Raw genomic sequence first — 18,148 nt, forward strand, 5'->3', positions numbered from 1 at the left:
CGGAACAGCCGGACCCGAGCGGGCCCGAGCAGGCCGGACCCGAGCGGGCCGGATCGCCCGCTCCTCGGCCAGAATGCCTCGCATGATCTTCCGGCTGCTCGGTCCGCTCACCGTCGGCGATCCGCCCGTGCCCGCCGCCGGCGGTCCCCGGGTACGGGCGCTGCTCGCGCTGCTCCTCCTCGACGCGGGCCGGATCGTGCCGGCCGGGCGGCTCGTCGACGGGCTGTACGGGGACGAGCCGCCGACCGGGGCGGCGAACGCCCTGCAGTCGCAGGTCTCCCGGCTGCGCCGGGCGGGGCTGCCGGAGGGGGTGACGGTGGAGCACTCGGCCGCCGGTTACCGGCTCGCCGGGGTCGGCGGCGAGGACGTGGACGCGCTGCGTTTCGAGCGGCTGGCCCGGGAGGGCGCCCGGGCCGGGGCGGCCGGGGACGCCGTACGGGCCGAGGGGCTGCTGCGCGAGGCGCTCGGGCTGTGGCGGGGGCCCGCGCTCGCGGACGTACGGGAGGCTCCGTACGCCGAGGGGCAGGCCGCCCGGCTCGACGCGCTGCGGCTCGACGCTCTGGAGGAGTGGGCGGCGGCCCGGCTCGCGGCCGGCGGTGATCCCATACCGCTGGTACGGGAGTTGACGGATGCCGCGGCGGCGCATCCGCTGCGCGAACGGCTCCGGGCGCTCCAGATCCGGGCGCTCGCCGGGGCGGGACGACAGGCGGAGGCGCTCGCCGTGTACGAGGAGGTGCGCGGGGCGCTCGCGGAGGAGCTGGGCGCGGATCCGTCGGCCGAACTGGCCGCGGCGCACCTCGCGGTGCTGCGCGGTGACGCGGGCGGCCACCGGCCCGTGGCAGCCGCCCGGCCGCCCGTACCGCTGACCGACTTCGTCGGGCGTGAGCGGGAACGGGAGCGGTTGGGGGCGCTCCTCGCCGCCGTGCGCCTGGTGACCCTGGTCGGGCCGGGCGGCGCGGGCAAGACGCGGCTCGCCCTGGAACTCGTACAGCGGGAGGAACCGGGGACCCTGGAGGCGGTCTTCGTGGACCTGGGCGCGGTCGGGCCCGGCGAGGTGGCGGGGGCGTGTGCGCGGGCGCTGGGGGTACGGGACGCGGGCCCGGACGCGCTTCTGCGGGCGCTCGCGGGCCGGCCGGTGCTGCTCGTCGTGGACAACTGCGAGCACGTGGTGGCGGAGGCGGCGCCGCTCGTACGGGAGTTGCTGGCCGGTTCCGGCGGGCTGCGGGTGCTCGCGACGAGCCGGGAGGCGCTGGGCATCACGGGCGAGTCGCTGCTGCCGCTGGGCGCGCTGGCGCCCGATGCGGCGGAGGAGCTGTTCCTGCGGCGCGGGGCGGCGGCCCGGCCCGGGTTCGCCGAGACGGTCACCGGCCCGGACGCGGATCCGGACGCACGCGCGCGCGTGCGGGAGGTCTGCGCGGCGCTCGACGGGCTGCCGCTCGCCCTGGAACTGGCGGCCGCCCGGCTGCGGACGCTGACCCTCGACGAGCTGGCCGACCGGCTCGGGGAGCGATTGGGCGACCGGCTCGGCGACCGGCTGGGCGACCGATTCCGGGTGCTGTCGCGGGGCGACCGGACCGCGCCGGAACGGCACCGGACGCTGGCCGCCGTGGTGAAGTGGAGCTGGGAGCTCCTGGGTGAGGAGGAGCGGACGGCGGCGGCGCGTTTCTCGGTGTTCCGGGGCGGGGCGACGGCCGGGGCGGCGGCCGCGGTGTGGGGGACGGACCGCGCGGACGCGGAGGACCTGCTCGCCTCGCTGGCCGAGAAGTCGCTGTTGGAGGCGGGTTTCGACACGGGCGCGGTCCGCTATCGGATGCTGGAGACCGTGCGCGCCTACGCGGCGGGCCGGCTGCCCGCCGACGATCCCGCCCACGCCGCCCACACGGCCCACTTCCTGGCCCTGGCCCGGGCCGCCGACGCCGAACTGCGCGGCCCGGACCAGCTGGACCGGCTCGCCCGGCTCGACGCCGAGGACGCGAACCTGCGGGCCGCGCTGCGCCGGGCGGACCCGGCGGACGGGCTGCGGCTGGTCGCCGCGCTCACCGGGTACTGGTGGCTGCGCGGCCGGCGCGGGCAGGTCTCGGGTCTGGTGGCGGAGCTGCTGGAGAGAGTGGACACGGCCGGCCTGGTCGCGGGAGAGGTCCCGGGCGGGCTCGGCGAGGAGTACGCGCTGTGCGTGCTGACCGCCGGGGCTCCGGCCGGGGAGCGGCCGGAGCGGCTCGACCGGGCGCGGCGGCTCCTGACGGAGCGGGCGGAGCCGCTGCGGCAGCCGTTCACGGCGTTCCTGTGGGCGACGGCGGTCGGGCCGGAGGACCGCCTTCCGGTCCCGTCCGACGCCTGGTCCCGGGCCCTCGGTCTGGCCGGGCAGGGGCATCTGGCGCTCGCGCACGGCGACCGGGACACCGCCGAACAGGCCCTGTCGGAAGCCCTCACCGCCTTCCGTGCCCTCGGCGACCGCTGGGGCACGGCCACCGCGCTCGAAGGCCTCTCGGTCCTCTCCCCCGATCCGTTCCCGCTGCTCGCCGAGGCCCTCGGCCTCTTCGAGTCACTGGGCGTCGCCGAGGACATCGTCGATCTGCTCGGCCGTCGTGCCGCCCTCCACGAGGCCGCCGGCGCGGCCGAGGCAGCCCTCGCCGACCGCGCCCGGGCGGCGGAGACGGCCCGCCTGGCAGGCCTCCCGGCCCCCTTCTGACTCCCCTTGTCAGCGGCGGTCAGCGTGCGGTGCGCGGTCCGTCAGCGCGCGCCGTCACTCTCCTCCTGTCGCGGCGGACGCCCGTTCGCCGGCACCGCGGTCCGACCGGAGGAATCCGCCATGCAGCACCAGCACCAGCACCAGTCCGGCACCACCGAGAACACCACAGAGAACACCACCGAGAGCAGCAACGCGCGGGGCAGCCGTCTCCTCCGCACCGCGCTCGTCACCGGCGCCTCCCGCGGCATCGGGCGCGCCATCGCCCGGCGCCTGGCGCGGGACGGGATGGGCGTCGCCGTGCACTACGGGGCCGACGCGGCCGCCGCGCAGGAGACCGTGGAACTGATCGCCGCCGAGGGCGGGCGGGCGTTCGCCGTGGGGGCGGACCTGGCTTCCCACGAGGGCGTGCTCGCGCTCGTCGAGGGCGTACGGGCCGGGCTCGCGGCCCATGCCGGGGACGGCGGCCTTGACGTGCTGGTCAACAACGCGGCCGTCACGACGTCCGGCGGGCACCTTCAGGAGGAGACGGTCGAGGCGTTCGACCGCCTCTTCGCGGTGAACGTGCGGGCCCCGTTCTTCCTGGTCCAGCAGCTGCTGCCGGTGCTGCGGGACGGGGGCGCCATCGTGAACATCGGCTCCGCCGTCACCCGGATCTCGCTCGCCGACGAGCTGGCGTACGCGATGACGAAGGGCGCCATGGAGACCTTCACGCGGACGCTCGCGAACGTCGTCGGCGCCCGTCGGATCACCGTGAACACGGTCGCGCCGGGCCCGACGCAGACGGCCTCGCTGACCGCCGCGATGGCGGCGGTGCCGCAGCTGGAGGAGATGCTGATCGCCGGTCAGGCGCTGCCCTGGGTGGGGCAGCCGGAGGACATCGCCGATCCGGTGGCGTTCCTGGCCTCGCCGGCCGGGCGCTGGATCACCGGCACGGTGGTCGACGCCTCGGGCGGCACCTACCTCGGGCCGAAGCGCTGACGTCCGTACCGCATCCCTCGCCGCCGACTTCCGTGCTACCCAGGACGTATGACTGAGCAGCAGCGCACCGAGCAGCAGCACGCCGAGCAGCAGCGCAAGGGACCGCTCGACGCCCTCACCGACGTGGCCGGCCTCCGGGTCGGCCACGCGCGCGTGGCGGGGGAAGGGGCGCTGTCCGGCACCACTGTGGTGCTCGCGCCGGAGGGCGGCATGGTGGCCGCCGTGGACGTGCGGGGTGGCGGGCCGGGCACACGGGAGACGGACGCGCTGGATCCGCGCAACGTGGTGCAGCGGATCGACGCCGTGGTCCTGACCGGCGGCAGCGCGTACGGGCTCGACTCGGCGGGCGGGGTGATGGCCTGGCTGGAGGAGCGGGGGCGCGGAGTCCGGGTCGGCCCCGATCCGGCGCACGTGGTGCCGGTGGTGCCCGCCGCCTGTGTCTTCGACCTCGGCCGGGGCGGCGACTTCGCGGCCCGGCCGGACGCCTCGACGGGGCGGGCGGCGGTGGCGGCGGCCGCCGCGAGCGAGCCGCACACGCGCGTGGCGACGGGCGCGGTGGGCGCGGGCACCGGGGCGGTGGTCGGCGGCCTGAAGGGCGGAGTGGGGACGGCGAGCACCGTCCTGGAGTCGGGGATCACGGTCGCCGCGCTCGTGGTGGTCAACGCGGTCGGCTCGGCGGTCGATCCGGCGACGGGCGTGCCCTACGGCGCGTACTTCGCGGGCGGGCGTCCCGAACACCCCGAGCCGGCCGTGCACGAGGCGGCGCGGCGGCGGCTCGCCGAGGCTCGGGCGAAGCTCGCCCCGCCGCCGCTCAACACCACGCTCGCGGTGGTCGCGACGGACGCGGCGCTGACCCGGGCACAGGCGCACAAGCTCGCGGGGACCGCGCACGACGGCATCGCGCGCGCCGTCCGTCCGGTGCATCTCCTGAACGACGGCGACACGGTCTTCGCGCTCGCCACGGGGGCGCGCGAACTGCCCTCCGCGCCGGGTCCGCTCGCCCTGAACGAGATCCTCGCGGCGGGCGCGGACACCGTCACGCGGGCCATCGTGCAGGCGGTGCTCGCGCCCACTGCCGGGGCCTACGGGCCTGGTGGGGACTTCCCCGCCTATCGGGAGCTGTACGGCGGCGCGCACGACGGCTAGCCCGCGCCGCCGACTGCCGGTATACCAAGGGGAGTTGGGGAATATGCCACAGGGGCGTGGGAACTCGCTGTGCGCCCCCGTTCGTTTTCCCGAACGCCGGACACGATGTCAGACCCAGGGACTACGTTTAGCAAGCAGCAAGTGACATGCGGCGACGGCCTGGAGACCCTCTTGAACGATCCGCAGGATCAGTCACACGATCCGTACGAGACGACCGAGACCCATCTTGAGCGACTCCTCGGCCGGGCGCTCAACTCCTTCGACCTGCCCGACTCCACGATCGAGCGCCTGGAGTCGGCCCTCGCCCACTCCACCGCGCTGTACTCCTCGCACCACAGCGCGTCGCTGCACCGCACCACCTACCGTCACACCTATCTGCTCCCCGACGGCACGGCGCCCAGCCTGTGGGAGCTGGTCCACAACTCCGGCCGGGACGGCGCCGACCAGCACGAGCTGTACGTGGAGGAGGCGGAGGCCCGGCTCGCCGCGTCGCGGCTGCCGGCCGGGCCGTCGCTCGGCTGGACCGTGGAGCGCGCCGACGGCACGCCCCTGGAGGAGGACGACGACCTGGAGGGGCTCAGCGCCCTCCTCGCCCGCCCGATACCGGCCCAGCCGAGGATGTACGTGCCGGACAACTCGGCCGACCACGCGCGCCGGGTGCTGCGCCGCGCGGAGAACGCGGACCGGCCCGGCGAGGCCACGGCGCGCCGCCTGCGGCTCGCCTTCGCGCACCACATCACGCAGGCGCTCGGGCGCCACTGCCCCGCGGAGGGCGGCCGGGACGCCGGCTTCACCCTCTACGAGCACCAGTTCCTGCTGGTCGACGGCAGCGAGCTCAGCCTGTGGGAGGTCGAGCACACGGCGACCCCCGACGGGCGCCACATGTGCGAGGTGTACGAGGAGGAGCGCGCCGCGCGCGACGCGATGGAGTCCCGCAGCCGGCGCAGCCGGGTCCTCTGAGGGACCAGGGCCCCAGGCCCCTGACCCCCGGGCCCCTGGACGGAACGCCGGAGGGGCGGCGCGCACCAGGTGCGCGCCGCCCCTCCTCGTACCCCCGTTGAGTCCTTCGAGTTCTTCGAGTTCTTCGACGTCCTGGGTCCACCGGGTCAGGAGACCAGCTCGGGCTCCTTCGTCACCGGGCCCTCCGGGGCGCCGGGGGCGTCCGAGGTGGCGTCCTCGCCGCCCTCCAGGTGCTGCTTGGGCTTGGCGGGGAGGGCGAACATCACCAGGAAGATGCCGGCGAGCACCACGGCCGCCCAGCCCAGGGAGTTCTGGAAGGCATCGGTGAAGACCTTGCCGGTCTCCTGCGGGAAGGCCGCGAGCCGCTTCTCGTCGATGGTCCCGAAGAAGACCACGGACACCAGGCCGAGGCCGAGCGCGTTGCCCATCTGGCCGGTGGTGTTGATCAGGCCCGAGGCCGAGCCGGCGTGCTCGCGCGGCACCTCGGAGAGCACGGCGTCCGTCAGCGGCGCCACGATGAGACCCATGCCGAGACCCATGACGACCAGGGCCGGGATCATCTGCCAGGGGTGGATGTCCGTGCCGTAGCGGCCGGCCAGGAAGAAGTACAGCAGGATGCCCGCGCCCATGGTCAGGGCGCCCGCCTGGAGGACCTTGCGGCCGAAGCGCGGCACCAGCTGCTGGACCGACAGGCCCGCCGCGGTGGACACGGCGATGGAGAACGGCACACCGGTCAGACCGGCCTTGAGCGGGGTCCAGCCGAGTCCGATCTGCATGTAGAGCGTCCAGACCAGGAAGAAGATGCCCATCACGACGCCGAAGGTCAGCTGGACGGCGATACCGGCGGCGAACGACTTCACCTTGAACAGCGACAGTTCGACGAGCGGCGAGCCGTCCTTCTTCGTCTTGTACTTCTCGTACGCGACGAGGGCGCCGAAGACGAGGACGCTGCCGGCCATCATCAGGTGGCCCCACAGCGGCCAGTCGAGCTCGCGGCCGCGGGTCAGCGGGTAGATCAGCATGAGCAGCGCGACCGTCACCAGGAGCACGCCGACCATGTCGAGCTTCAGCGCCTTCGGCGCCTTGGACTCGGTGATGAAACGGCGGCCCAGGATCAGGGCGGCGATGCCGACCGGCAGGTTGATGAGGAAGATCGGGCGCCACTCCAGGCCCGCGATGTTCCACTGGGTGAGCAGCGCGCCGAGCAGCGGTCCTGAGACCGCGCCGAGGCCGATGATCGCGCCGAACAGGCCGAAGACCTTGCCGCGCTCGTGCGCCGGGAAGGTGACGTGCACGATCGACAGGACCTGCGGCACCATCATCGCGGCCGCCGCGCCCTGGAGCAGGCGGGAGCCGACCAGCATCTCCTGGTTGGCGGCGAAGCCGCACAGCGCGGAGGCGAGGGTGAAGCCGGCGGTGCCGGTGAGGAAGAGGCGCTTGCGGCCGTAGATGTCGCCGAGGCGGCCGCCGGTGATCAGGCCCGCGGCGAACGCGAGCGCGTAGCCGGCGGTGATCCACTGGATGGCGCCGAAGGAGGCGCCGAGGTCCCGCTCGATGCTGGGGATCGCGATGTTGACGATCGTGGCGTCGACCAGGTCCATGAAGGCGGCGGTCATGACGATGGCCAGGGCGATCCAGCGTCTGCGGTCCGAACCGCCGGGAGCGGCCGCGTCGGGTGCGGCCGCATCGGGTGCGGCCGCGTCGGAAGCCGCCGCGGGGAGGGCGTCGTGTGAACTCATACGAGGAAAGTAGAGGCCATATAGGTCAGCTCATGTCCTAGTTGCACCGCATGCTGGATAACATGACGGACACACCGGCACGACTCCTGAATCTGCTGTCGCTCCTCCAGACCCCGCGCGAGTGGCCGGGCAGCGAGCTGGCCGAGCGGCTCTCGGTCTCGCCGCGCACGATCCGCAGGGACATCGACCGGCTGCGCGACCTGGGCTATCCCGTCGAGGCGAGCAAGGGCGCGGTGGGCGGCTACCGGCTTGTGGCGGGTACGGCGATGCCGCCGCTGCTGCTCGACGACGAGGAGGCCGTGGCCATCGCGGTCGGCCTGCGGGCCGGGGCGGGGCACGCCATCGAGGGCGTCGAGGAGGCCTCCGTACGGGCCCTCGCCAAGCTGGAGCAGGTGCTGCCGTCCCGGCTGCGGCACCGGGTGTCCACGCTGCAGAACGCGACGATCCCGCTCACCCGCGGGGACGGCGCGACCGTCGCACCGCAGACCCTGACCGCGCTCGCCGGCGCGGTGACCGGGCAGGAGAAGCTGCGCTTCGGCTACCGGGCGGGCGACGGCACGGAGAGCCGGCGGCTCGTGGAGCCGTACCGGCTGGTGTCGACGGGGCGCCGCTGGTACCTCGTCGCGTACGACCTGGGGCGCGAGGACTGGCGCACCTTCCGGGTCGACCGGGTCACCGAGCCGTTCCCGACCGGGGCCCGGTTCGCGCCGCGGGAGCTGCCGGCGGGGGACGCGGCGGCGTACATGGCGCGGTCGATGGCGCGGGCGCGGGCGCAGGGCGAGGTGGACCTGGACGTGGAGTTCGCCGCGCCCGCCGAGTTCGTCGTGGCGCGGCTGCCGGCGCATCTGGTGCCGGTCGCGACCGGCACGGACCGGTGCCGGCTGCGGGCCCGGGTGGCCGACTCGGTGGAGTGGCTGGCCCTGCGGCTCGCGCTGATGGACGTCGACTTCACCGTCCATGCGCCGGATTCGCTGATCACGTACATGCGGGAGCTGTCGGCGCGGTTGGCGGCGGCGACGGAGGCTTGACGGGGGTGCGGGGGGCTGCGCGCCCGCTGTGGCGGGTGCGCGCGGGTCGCCCGCCCGGCGGGGGCCGGGCGGGGGCGCATTGCCGGCCGCCTAGGCCACCGCGTCGAAGCCCGTGTCGCGGGCCATCTTCTTCAGTTCCAGGAGCGCGTGCTTCTCGATCTGGCGGATGCGCTCGCGGGTCAGTCCGTGCTCCTTGCCGACCTCGGTGAGGGTTCGCTCGCGGCCGTCCTCGATGCCGTAGCGCATACGGATGATCGAGGCCGTGCGGTTGTCCAGCTTGTCGATCAGGTCGTCGAGCTCCTCACTGCGCAGCAGGGTGAGGACGGACTGCTCGGGGGAGACCGCCGAGGTGTCCTCCAGGAGGTCGCCGAACTGGGTCTCGCCCTCGTCGTCCACGGACATGTTGAGCGAGACCGGGTCGCGGGCCCAGTCGAGGACGTCGGTGACCCGCTCCGGGGTCGAGCCCAGCTCGGTGGCGATCTCGGCGGGCTCCGGCTCGCGGCCGTGCTCGCGGTTGAACTCGCGCTGGACCCGGCGGATGCGGCCCAACTCCTCCACCAGGTGGACGGGGAGCCGGATGGTGCGGGACTGGTCGGCTATGGAGCGGGTGATGGCCTGGCGGATCCACCACGTCGCATACGTGGAGAACTTGAAGCCCTTCGCGTAGTCGAACTTCTCGACCGCGCGCACCAGGCCCGCGTTCCCCTCCTGGATCAGGTCGAGCAGCGGCAGGCCGCTGCGCGGGTAGCGCCGGGCCACGGCGACGACGAGCCGCAGATTGGACTTGATGAAGAGGTCCTTCGCCCGCTCGCCCTCGGCGACCAGCGCCTCGAGCTCCTCGCGGGTCGCCGCGGTCTCGGTCTCGCTCTGTCCGTCGAGGATCTGCCGGGCGTAGACGCCCGCCTCGATCGTCTGGGAGAGCTCGACCTCCTTGGCGGCGTCGAGCAGGGGCGTGCGCGCGATCTCGTCGAGGTACATGCCGACCAGGTCGCGGTCGGCGATCTCCCCGCCCACGGCGCGAACGCTGCTTGCCCGGCGCTCTCCGCTCGCGGCGGAGGTCTGACGACGGGCGACGGCACGGGTTGCCATGCGTGCTCCCTTGCTGAGTAGGTCGCGACACCCTCGCGGGTGCCCTGCATCCGACGGAAACAACGACTGGAATCAGGACAGAATTCCCACCCGGCACATGGATTTTCGCGATCATGCAGTATCCTGCGCCGCCGACACGTCGTCGACATGCTGCCCGGCCGGCCGCCGCGACCCGTGGACGCGCAGGTCAGAGCGGGCAAAGCGGGCGATCCGGCCGCTCTCGCAGGGCCCGCCGCCGCGACGTCGTCACGACGCCGTCACGACACCTATGAGACGGCCGTCACATCCGGAGCGGTGACACCTTCGGCCCCGTTCCGCTGTCGAAGACGCCGCTGCCGCCCTCTCGGTTGCTCAGCCGAACTGGACCGAGCGCTTCGCGAGCCCCATCCAGAAGCCGTCGATCACGCTGCGCTCGGCGCCCAGGTCGCCGGCCGCGTCCGCCGCGCCCATGGCGACGAAGAGCGGGGCGAAGTGCTCGGTGCGCGGGTGGGCCAGGCTGCCGGCCGGGGACTTGTGCTCGAAGTCGAGCAGCGCGTCGATGTCGTGCGCGGCGAGCGCCTCGCGGCCCCAGGCGTCGAACTCGGCCGACCAGCCGGGCACGCCCGGGCCGGTGTGCCGCAGGGCGGCCAGGTTGTGGGTGAAGAAGCCGCTGCCGACGATCAGCACGCCCTCGTCGCGGAGCGGGGCGAGCCTGCGGCCGATGTCCATGAGCCGGCGCGGGTCGAGGGTGGGCATGGAGATCTGCAGTACGGGGATGTCGGCGTCGGGGTACATCTCGACGAGCGGCACGTACGCGCCGTGGTCCAGGCCCCGATCGGGGATGTCCTGCACGGGCGTGCCGGGCGCGCGCAGCAGTTTGCGGACGGCCTCGGCGAGTCCGGGCGCGCCGGGGGCGGCGTACTGCACCTGGTAGTAGTGCTCGGGGAAGCCCCAGAAGTCGTAGACGAGCGGCACCGGCTCGGTGGCGCCGAGGGCGAGCGGGGCCTCCTCCCAGTGGGCGGAGACCATCAGGATCGCCTTGGGGCGGGGCAGCCCCGCGGACCAGGCGGCGAGCTCGCCGGGCCAGACGGGGTCGTCGGCGAGGGGCGGGGCGCCGTGCGAGAGATAGAGGGCCGGCATTCGTTCCTGCGTGGCGTCGTTCATGGCGTCCGCCTCCTTACCGCGCGTTCCCGCCAGTACGGGATCTTGATGCTTGAAGTTTCAAGCTTGACTCGAGCCACCTTAGACCCGATCTAGTTCAACTTTCAAGAATCGCCCGTACTATGGATCCATGACCGAACCCCGCTGGCTCAGCGACGAGGAGCAGCGCGTCTGGCGCTCCTACCTCCACGCCACCACCCTCCTGGAGGACCATCTCGACCGCCAGCTGCAGCGCGACGCCGGGATGCCCCACATCTACTACGGGCTGCTCGTCAAGCTCTCCCAGGCGCCCAAGCGCCGGATGCGGATGACGGAGCTGGCCAAGGACGCCAAGATCACCCGCTCGCGGCTCTCGCACGCCGTCGCCCGCCTGGAGAAGAACGGCTGGGTGAACCGCGAGGACTGCCCGTCCGACAAGCGCGGCCAGTTCGCCGCGCTGACGGACGAGGGGTACGCGGTGCTGCGCCGCACCGCGCCCGGCCATGTCGACGCCGTACGGCAGGCCCTCTTCGACCGGCTCTCCCCCGAGCAGGTCGAGCAGCTGGGCGGGATCATGCGCACCGTCGCCGAGGGCCTGCAGCCCACGGGCCCGGACGCGGACCTGCCCTGGCTCCGCTGAGCGGAACCAGGGCAGGATGCGCCGGATCGGGTGGCCCCCGGGTCCCGGCGGGACCGGGACCGGGTCGGTGCCTCAGTGCGCGATGACGGGGATCTTCACCTCGTCCTCGACACCGGCGGCGGAGTCCTTGCCGGCGCCCGACCCCGAGCCGGCGACCGCGCCGGTGCCCGGCTTGCCGGTGTTGATCAGGGTGAGGGCGAGGGTCGCCGAGACGACCAGGATGCCGACCGCCCACCAGATGGCCGCCGAGTAGCCCTCGACCATGCCCTGGAGCTGGAGCAGCTTCTGCGCCGCCGGGGTGGTGGCGCCCGCCGCGTGGTCCACCAGGTACGCGGTGGTCGCCGAGGCGGCGATGGTGTTCAGCAGGGCCGTACCGATGGCGCCGCCGACCTGCTGCGAGGTGTTGACCATCGCGGAGGCCACACCGGCGTCCCGCGGGTCGACCCCGTGGGTGGCCAGCGACATGGCCGGCATGAAGGCGGTGCCCATGCCGAGGCCGAGCAGCAGCTGCGCCGGCAGGATCAGACCGGCGTACGAGGAGCCGATCTCCAGCTGGGTCAGCAGCAGCATGCCGACGGCGGCGGTCAGGAAGCCGGGGCCCATCAGCCAGCGCGGCGGGACCCGGGTCATCAGCCGCGTACCGATCTGGGTGGAACCGGTGATCATGCCCGCGATCATCGGGAGGAACGCGAAGCCCGTCTTGACCGGCGAGTACCCCTTCACGACCTGCAGGTAGTAGGTCAGGAACAGGAACAGGCCGAACATCGCGATGACGGCGAGGCCGAGGGAGAGGTAGACACCGCCGCGGTTGCGGTCGGTGACGACGCGCAGCGGCAGCAGCGGGCTCTTCACCCGCGACTCGACCAGGGCGAAGGCCAGGAGCAGCACGCCGGAGGCGACGAACAGACCGATGGTCGTCGGGTCGCTCCAGCCGTCGGACTCGGCGCGCGTGAAGCCGTAGACCAGGGAGACCAGGCCGAGGGTGGAGAGCAGCACGCCGGGGACGTCGAGCGGCGAGCGGTTGCGGCCGCCGGCCGGCTCACGGATCACGAAGTACGCGCCGAGCGCGGCGACGATCGCGAACGGGATGTTGACGAAGAAGGTCCAGCGCCAGTTCAGGTACTCGGTGAGGAAGCCGCCGAGGATCAGACCCACGGCGCCGCCGCCACCGGCGATCGCACCGTAGATGCCGAAGGCCTTGGCACGCTCCTTGGCGTCGGTGAACATCACCGCGAGGAGGGAGAGGGCGGCGGGCGCGAGCAGCGCGCCGAACGCACCCTGCAGCGCGCGGGCGCCGAGCATCATCGCCTCGCCGGTGGCCGCGCCGCCGAGGGCGGAGGCCGCGGCGAAGCCGATCAGACCGACCACGAAGGTGCGCTTGCGGCCCCACAGGTCGGCGACCCGGCCGCCGAAGAGGAGCAGACCGCCGAAGGCGAGCGCGTAGGCCGTGATGACCCACTGGCGGTTGCCGTCGGATATCCCCAGGTCCTGCTGGGCCGAGGGCAGTGCGATGTTCACGATCGTGGCGTCGAGCACCACCATCAGCTGGGCGAGCGCGATGAAGACCAGGGCCTTCCAGCGGCTCGGGTCCGCCTGCACGGGCGGGGACTGGGCGATTTTTGACATGGGGGTAGCCACCTCTTGGCGCAAAAGGCTGAAAAAGGACGTCGTGCGTCGTCGCTAAGTCATCAAAGGAAATGACAAAGGGAGTTACGGGGTGCGGTGGGTGCCGCGAGCGGCAGGCGTCTCGGTCGGGGTCGGGGCGGGGGCGCTCAGCGGCCCGCGCAGATCTCGCTCCTCAGGGTCTCCAGGGTCGCGGCGGAACCGGGCAGTTCGGAGCGCGCGGGCGTCTCCAGGCCGTCCAGGAACAGCTGCAGATGGCGGTGGACGAAGCGGTCCATGTTCAGACAGGCCGTCCCGGGCAGCGGCCGGGTCAGCTGCGAGACCGCGACCATGAGGTCTCCGACACCGACGTCGGTACGCATCCGGCCGGCCGCCTGCGCCCGGTCGACGAGGCCCTGGACGGCCTCCTCCAGGCGCGAGCGCTCGGCCAGCAGGTCGGGGTGGTGCTTGTCGAAGTCGCCGTCGAGCATCGGGCACAGGGCACCGACCCGCTCGTCGGCGGCGGCGTGGGTGAAGCGGCGGAGCGCGACGAACGGATCGCTCTCCTCCTCGGCGGCCTCGTGCGCCCGCTCGGTGATGCGGGCGGTGAGGGAGAGGACGACCTCGCGGACGAGATCGGCGCGCTCGGGGAAGTTGCGGTACAGCGTGGCGTTTCCGACGCCCGCCCTGCGGGCTATCTCGTCGAGCGGCACCTGGGCGCCGAACTCCACGAACATCTCGCGGGCCGCCGTGACGATCCGCTCCCGGTTGCGGAGGGCGTCCGCCCGGGGGCGGGGCATCCGGCGGGCCGGGGCGGCGGGCGCGGCAAGCGCGTCGGCAACCGTGTCGGCGTCGGCAAGCGCGCCGGCGACTGCCGTTTCGGCGGGGCTCATGCTCACTGCCGTACCTCTCCCAAGTGATGTGACCCGAGTCCACTGACCCGAGTCATGCGACCCGAGTGATGCGATCCGAGTGGCGTGACCCGAGTCATGCGATCCGAGTCATGCGATCCGAGTCATGCGATCCGGGGACCAAGTCCCCACTTCGTCGAACACAGGGGTAAACGGGGACTCGCTCCCCGGTTATTTCCCGCCCGCCTTGTGACCTGCGTCACATCCCCCGGTCGGGCCACCCGGCGCGCGCCTCTCGATCACCCGCCACAGGCTGATCGCAACGACCGACCGGAGAGAGGCCACCGCATGCAGGAGACCCGCCGACGGATACGCAGACCCATCGCCCTGGCCTCGGCGGCCGCGCTCGCGATCGCCGCCCTGGCAACGGCCAGCACGACCCTGCCCGGCCCGGCCCCCGCCTCGGCGGGCCCGGTGGCCGCCGGCTCCGGGGAAGCACCGCTGGGACCGTGCCGGATCGCCACGACGATGGGTGTGCAGATGTCGGAGGGACTGCCCACCGCCCCCGGCTACGCCCGCTCCACCGGGCGGATCAAGGCCCTCAACCTGATGGTCGACTTCCCGGACGCCCCCGGACAGGGCACCGCGATGAGCCGCTTCCGCGAGTTCTTCCCGCAGACCGCCGACTGGTTCCGGGTCAGCTCCTACGGCCGCCTCCACTACACGCCCGAGACCCCGATACCCGACTGGCTGCGGATGCCCCGCCCCTTCTCCTCGTACGGAGTCGAGCGCGGCTCGCCGTACGAGCCGGGCTACCGCGGGCTCGTCCAGGACATCGTCAAGGCCGCCGACGCCCGCGTGGACTTCAGCGCGTACGACCTGATCAACGTCCTGGTCACCCCGAACGCCGGGCCCTCGGCCCTCGACACCGTGCTGTCCGTGACCTTCTCCGGCAACGACGACGCCCCCTACGCGGACGGCGTCCCGCTCGCCAACACGTCCTTCGTCTACAGCCGCCAGGACGACGGCTCAGGCAGCTACGGCGACACCGGCTACCGGGTCCTGCCGCACGAGAACGGGCACGTCTTCGGACTGCCCGACCTCTACACCGTCGACGGCGGCGGCACCGTCGGCCACTGGGACATCATGTCCGAGGACTGGGGAGCCAACAACGACCTGCTCGGCTGGCACAAGTGGAAGCTGGGCTGGCTCGACAACGACCAGGTCGGCTGCGCCTCCCGGCCCGGCGACTTCGAGTACACGCTCACCCCGCTCGCCACCGCCGGCGGCCCCAAACTCGCCTTCGTCCCCCTCTCCGGCACCTCCGGCTACGCCGCCGAGGTGCGCACCCGCGAGGGCAACGACGAGGCGGTCTGCAAGACCGGCGTCCTCGTCTACCGGGTCGAGACCGACGTGGACACCGGGCACGGACCGGTCACCGTCGCCGACAGCGACCGCTCCAGCGGCGGCTGCACCCGGCGCCCCAATGTGCACGCCGAACTGTCCGACGCCCCCTTCGGCCCCGGCGAGACCTTCACCGACCGGACCAGCGGAATCCGGATCAGCGTCCTCGACGAGGACCCGGAGACCGGCGGCTACCGGATCCGCATCACCCGTTCGTGACCGGTGACTTCGACTCCCCGACCGGTGACTTCGACTCCCCGACCGGCGCCTTCGGCGCGCGGTCCTGACCGGTGACTTCGGTGCGCAGCTCGCGCTTGAGGACCTTGCCGGTGGCGTTCCGGGGCAGTTCCGTCTCCCGTACGAGGACGTGCGCGGGCACCTTGAAGGCGGCGAGCCGCGCGCCGACGTGCGCCCGCAGTTCCTCCGGGCCGGCCGTCGCGCCCGCCCGGAGCCGGACCACGGCGGCGACCTCCTCGCCGAGCTGCGGGTGCGGCACGCCGAGGACGGCGGCCTCGGCGACGTCCGGGTGGGCGTGGAGCACGCCCTCGACCTCCCCGCAGTACACGTTCTCGCCGCCCCGGATCACCAGGTCCTTGATCCGGTCGACGACGGTGACCCGGCCGTCCCGGACCCGCGCCAGGTCGCCCGTACGGAACCAGCCGTCCGGCGTGAACGCGGCCCGGGTGGCCGCCTCGTCGCCCCAGTAGCCGCGGATCAGGGACTGGCCGCGCAGCAGCAGCTCGCCGACCCCGTCGGCGTCCGGCCGGTCGATCCGCAGCTCCACGCCCGGCGCGGGCCGGCCCGCGCTGTCCGGGTGCGCCCGGTACTCGGCGCCGAAGTTGGCGAGCACGCCGCCGCAGGTCTCGGTGAGGCCGTAGCCGTTGCGGGGCTCGATCCGCTCCCCGTACGCGGCGGCGAGCCGTGCCGTGATCTCCGGCGGGGCCGCCGCTCCCCCGGTGTTGAGCATCGTGAGGGAGGTCAGCGGGTCGCCGGTGCGCTCGGCGAGGTCGAGCAGCTGGAGCGCGGTGGTGGGGACGCCCGCGTAGTGGGTGACGCCGTGGGTCCGGATCAGCTCCAGGGCCTTCGCCGGGTCCCACTTGCGCATCAGGACGAGGGTGCCGCCGGCCGCCATGACCGAGTAGAAGGAGGTGAAGGCGGCCACGTGGAAGAAGGGGTACGTGGTGAGGGAGACCGGCGCCGGCCCGCTGCCCGGCCGCTCGCCGCGGCGCACCGCGGACGCGGCGGCGAACCAGCGCGGGTGCATCGCCGCCCCGGCCTGCGCGAGATGGGTGGCGACGGCTCCCTTGGGGCGGCCCGTGGTGCCCGAGGTGTAGATGATCGTCGCGTCCTGCTCGGGCAGCACGTCGACGGGCGGCGGCCCGAGGTGCGGGTCGGTGTCGGGGACGTACGGCTCGAAGCCCGCCGCCCCCCGGTCGATTTCGGTGTCCTCGCCGTGGAAGACGATGCCGGGTACGGAGTGGGCGCGGGCCCAGGCGGCGACGCGCGGCACCCGCTCGCCGTCCACCAGGAGCACCCGCGGCGCGCAGTCGTCCAGCGCGTACGCGAACTCCGGCTCCGTCCACCAGGCGTTGAGCGGTACGGCGACGAGGCCCGCGAGCTGGGCGGCCCAGAAGGCGATCTGCCACTCGGGGTGGTTGCGCATCGCGACGACCGCCCGGTCGCCGGGGCGCAGTCCGTACACGTCGACCAGGCGGCGGGCGAGGCCGCAGGCGGCGTCGAAGAAGGCGCGGTAGCCGAGCACGCCGTCCTCGGAGACGAGGAAGGGCCGGTCGCCGTAGCCCCAGGTGGCCTCCACGAACTCGCGCAGGGTGCGCGGCCCGCCGGTGTACACGCCGTCGGCGACGGCGAAGGGCGCGCCGGGCGCGGTGAGTGCGGTGAGCGCCTTCATCGACGGGTCGGCTGACGGGTCGGCTGACGGGTCGACTGACGGGTCGATGTACGAGTCGGCCACTGCGCGCCCCTCTTCCCTGTTCCCCGGGCTTCCTGAGCTGTTTGTTCCCGGGCTTCCCGAGCCGCTAAGCGCTTGCTCAGCCCGGCTGCCGACGACGCTACCAGCACCGGCAGGGCCCGCGGTCAGGAAGGGAGCTCCGCCTGCGGGAACTCCGTCCGAGGGAGCTCCGCCTGCGGGGGCTCCGCCTGCGGGAGCTCCGCCGGTACGGGCTCCTCGCCGCCCGGTACGCGTTCCCGGTCGCCGGCCGCCACGAACAGGCCCACTCGCGCCGCGCCCACCACGCGCGGCAGGAGGAAGGCCCAGAAGCGGGTGAGCGGGGCCCGCTCCAGCCAGCGCGGGTCCTGGTGGCCCAGGGCCTCGTGGCCCGCCGCGACCGCGACGACCGCCGCGGCGACGTCGCCGGCGGTGGCATCGGGCGCGAGCAGCCCCGCACGCTCGGACCGCACCACGATGCCCTCGACCCACTCGCGCCACCGGCGCCTCAAGTCCCGGTCGGTGCGGGTCCGTTCCGGGGCGGCGCTCAGCGCGAAGCCGGCGCGCAGCACCGCGTCGGAGCCGAGCCCCTGGACCAGTTCGTGGCTGGCGTCGATCAGGGTCTGCAGCGGCAGCGCCTCGCGCTCCCGGGTGATCCGCAGCAGCCGGTCGCCGGCCGCCGCGACGACCGCGTCGGCCAGCGCCGCCTTGCTGGGGAAGTGGAAGTGCAGGGCTCCGCTGCTCACTCCGGCGCGGGCGCTGATGGTCGCGAGCGAGGCGACCTCGTAACCTTCCCGGTCGAAGAGCACCGCCGCCGACTCGACGAGAGCGTTGCGGGTCCGGATCGCCCGCTCCTGCTTGGCCAAGGGACCTCCGTCACCGACCGTGGGAGTGCCGACACTTCTCCGCAACGATAACAAACCGGATCGACGGTTTTCCACAGAACGAAACAGACCGC

At 73.5% G+C, this 18,148-nt stretch carries 14 protein-coding genes; 7 read left to right on the forward strand and 7 right to left on the reverse strand.

The genetic code is table 11. The features are described from left to right. Positions 1-82: 82 nt before the first annotated feature. The 4 genes from KV205_RS22440 (at position 83) to KV205_RS22455 (ending at position 5,773) form a co-directional block, all read left to right on the forward strand. Positions 83-2,689, forward strand: a complete 2,607-nt coding sequence (locus KV205_RS22440; RefSeq protein ID WP_265866339.1) for a BTAD domain-containing putative transcriptional regulator — start codon at positions 83-85, stop codon at positions 2,687-2,689. 120 nt (positions 2,690-2,809) lie between these two features. Beyond that, positions 2,810-3,667 (forward strand): SDR family oxidoreductase, encoded by an 858-nt coding sequence (locus KV205_RS22445; RefSeq protein WP_265866340.1) that lies wholly within the window; start codon positions 2,810-2,812, stop codon positions 3,665-3,667. Positions 3,668-3,715: 48 nt separating this feature from the next. Continuing rightward, complete coding sequence (locus KV205_RS22450) at positions 3,716-4,813, forward strand: P1 family peptidase (protein WP_265866341.1); 1,098 nt, start codon at positions 3,716-3,718, stop codon at positions 4,811-4,813. A gap of 171 nt (positions 4,814-4,984) precedes the next feature. Then, positions 4,985-5,773 carry a DUF6227 family protein gene (locus tag KV205_RS22455; protein WP_265866342.1) on the forward strand — a complete coding sequence of 263 codons (789 nt, stop codon included), beginning with the start codon at positions 4,985-4,987 and terminating at the stop codon, positions 5,771-5,773. 146 nt (positions 5,774-5,919) lie between these two features. Here the strand turns inward: KV205_RS22455 and KV205_RS22460 are convergent, their stop codons facing one another. Then, positions 5,920-7,512, reverse strand: a complete 1,593-nt coding sequence (locus KV205_RS22460) for an MFS transporter (RefSeq protein ID WP_265866343.1) — start codon at positions 7,510-7,512, stop codon at positions 5,920-5,922. Between the two features lie 62 nt (positions 7,513-7,574). Here KV205_RS22460 and KV205_RS22465 point away from each other — a divergent pair, with 62 nt between their 5' ends. Beyond that, on the forward strand, positions 7,575-8,540 hold the full coding sequence (locus tag KV205_RS22465) for a YafY family protein (protein ID WP_265866344.1): 966 nt from the start codon (positions 7,575-7,577) through the stop codon (positions 8,538-8,540). A gap of 90 nt (positions 8,541-8,630) precedes the next feature. On the opposite strand, the gene KV205_RS22470 is transcribed toward KV205_RS22465, so the two are convergent. Beyond that, positions 8,631-9,629, reverse strand: a complete 999-nt coding sequence (locus KV205_RS22470; protein ID WP_265866345.1) for an RNA polymerase sigma factor RpoD/SigA — start codon at positions 9,627-9,629, stop codon at positions 8,631-8,633. 351 nt (positions 9,630-9,980) lie between these two features. Then, a complete protein-coding gene (locus KV205_RS22475) occupies positions 9,981-10,772 on the reverse strand; it encodes a dioxygenase (protein ID WP_265866346.1) in 792 nt (263 codons plus the stop codon). 127 nt (positions 10,773-10,899) lie between these two features. On the opposite strand from KV205_RS22475, the gene KV205_RS22480 reads away from it, so the two are divergent. Further along, a complete protein-coding gene (locus KV205_RS22480; RefSeq protein ID WP_265866347.1) occupies positions 10,900-11,388 on the forward strand; it encodes a MarR family transcriptional regulator in 489 nt (162 codons plus the stop codon). A gap of 72 nt (positions 11,389-11,460) precedes the next feature. On the opposite strand, the gene KV205_RS22485 is transcribed toward KV205_RS22480, so the two are convergent. After that, positions 11,461-13,014, reverse strand: coding sequence for an MFS transporter (locus KV205_RS22485; RefSeq protein ID WP_265866348.1), 1,554 nt, complete (start codon positions 13,012-13,014; stop codon positions 11,461-11,463). A 146-nt stretch (positions 13,015-13,160) separates the two neighbouring features. Next, a complete protein-coding gene (locus KV205_RS22490) occupies positions 13,161-13,883 on the reverse strand; it encodes a TetR/AcrR family transcriptional regulator (RefSeq protein ID WP_374214710.1) in 723 nt (240 codons plus the stop codon). A gap of 306 nt (positions 13,884-14,189) precedes the next feature. On the opposite strand from KV205_RS22490, the gene KV205_RS22495 reads away from it, so the two are divergent. Next, a complete protein-coding gene (locus KV205_RS22495; RefSeq protein ID WP_265866349.1) occupies positions 14,190-15,464 on the forward strand; it encodes a M6 family metalloprotease domain-containing protein in 1,275 nt (424 codons plus the stop codon). On the opposite strand, the gene KV205_RS22500 is transcribed toward KV205_RS22495, so the two are convergent. Together KV205_RS22500 and KV205_RS22505 are read right to left on the reverse strand one after the other, a co-directional pair. Then, a complete protein-coding gene (locus KV205_RS22500; protein WP_265866493.1) occupies positions 15,451-17,154 on the reverse strand; it encodes a class I adenylate-forming enzyme family protein in 1,704 nt (567 codons plus the stop codon). The two genes, KV205_RS22495 and KV205_RS22500, sit on opposite strands and share 14 nt — an antisense overlap. A 185-nt stretch (positions 17,155-17,339) precedes the next feature. Next, on the reverse strand, positions 17,340-18,056 hold the full coding sequence (locus tag KV205_RS22505; protein ID WP_265866350.1) for a ScbR family autoregulator-binding transcription factor: 717 nt from the start codon (positions 18,054-18,056) through the stop codon (positions 17,340-17,342). Positions 18,057-18,148: the final 92 nt, after the last annotated feature.

The sequence above is a fragment of the Streptomyces sp. SKN60 genome, assembly GCF_026236535.1.
In the GTDB taxonomy this organism is placed as follows: Bacteria; Actinomycetota; Actinomycetes; order Streptomycetales; family Streptomycetaceae; genus Streptomyces.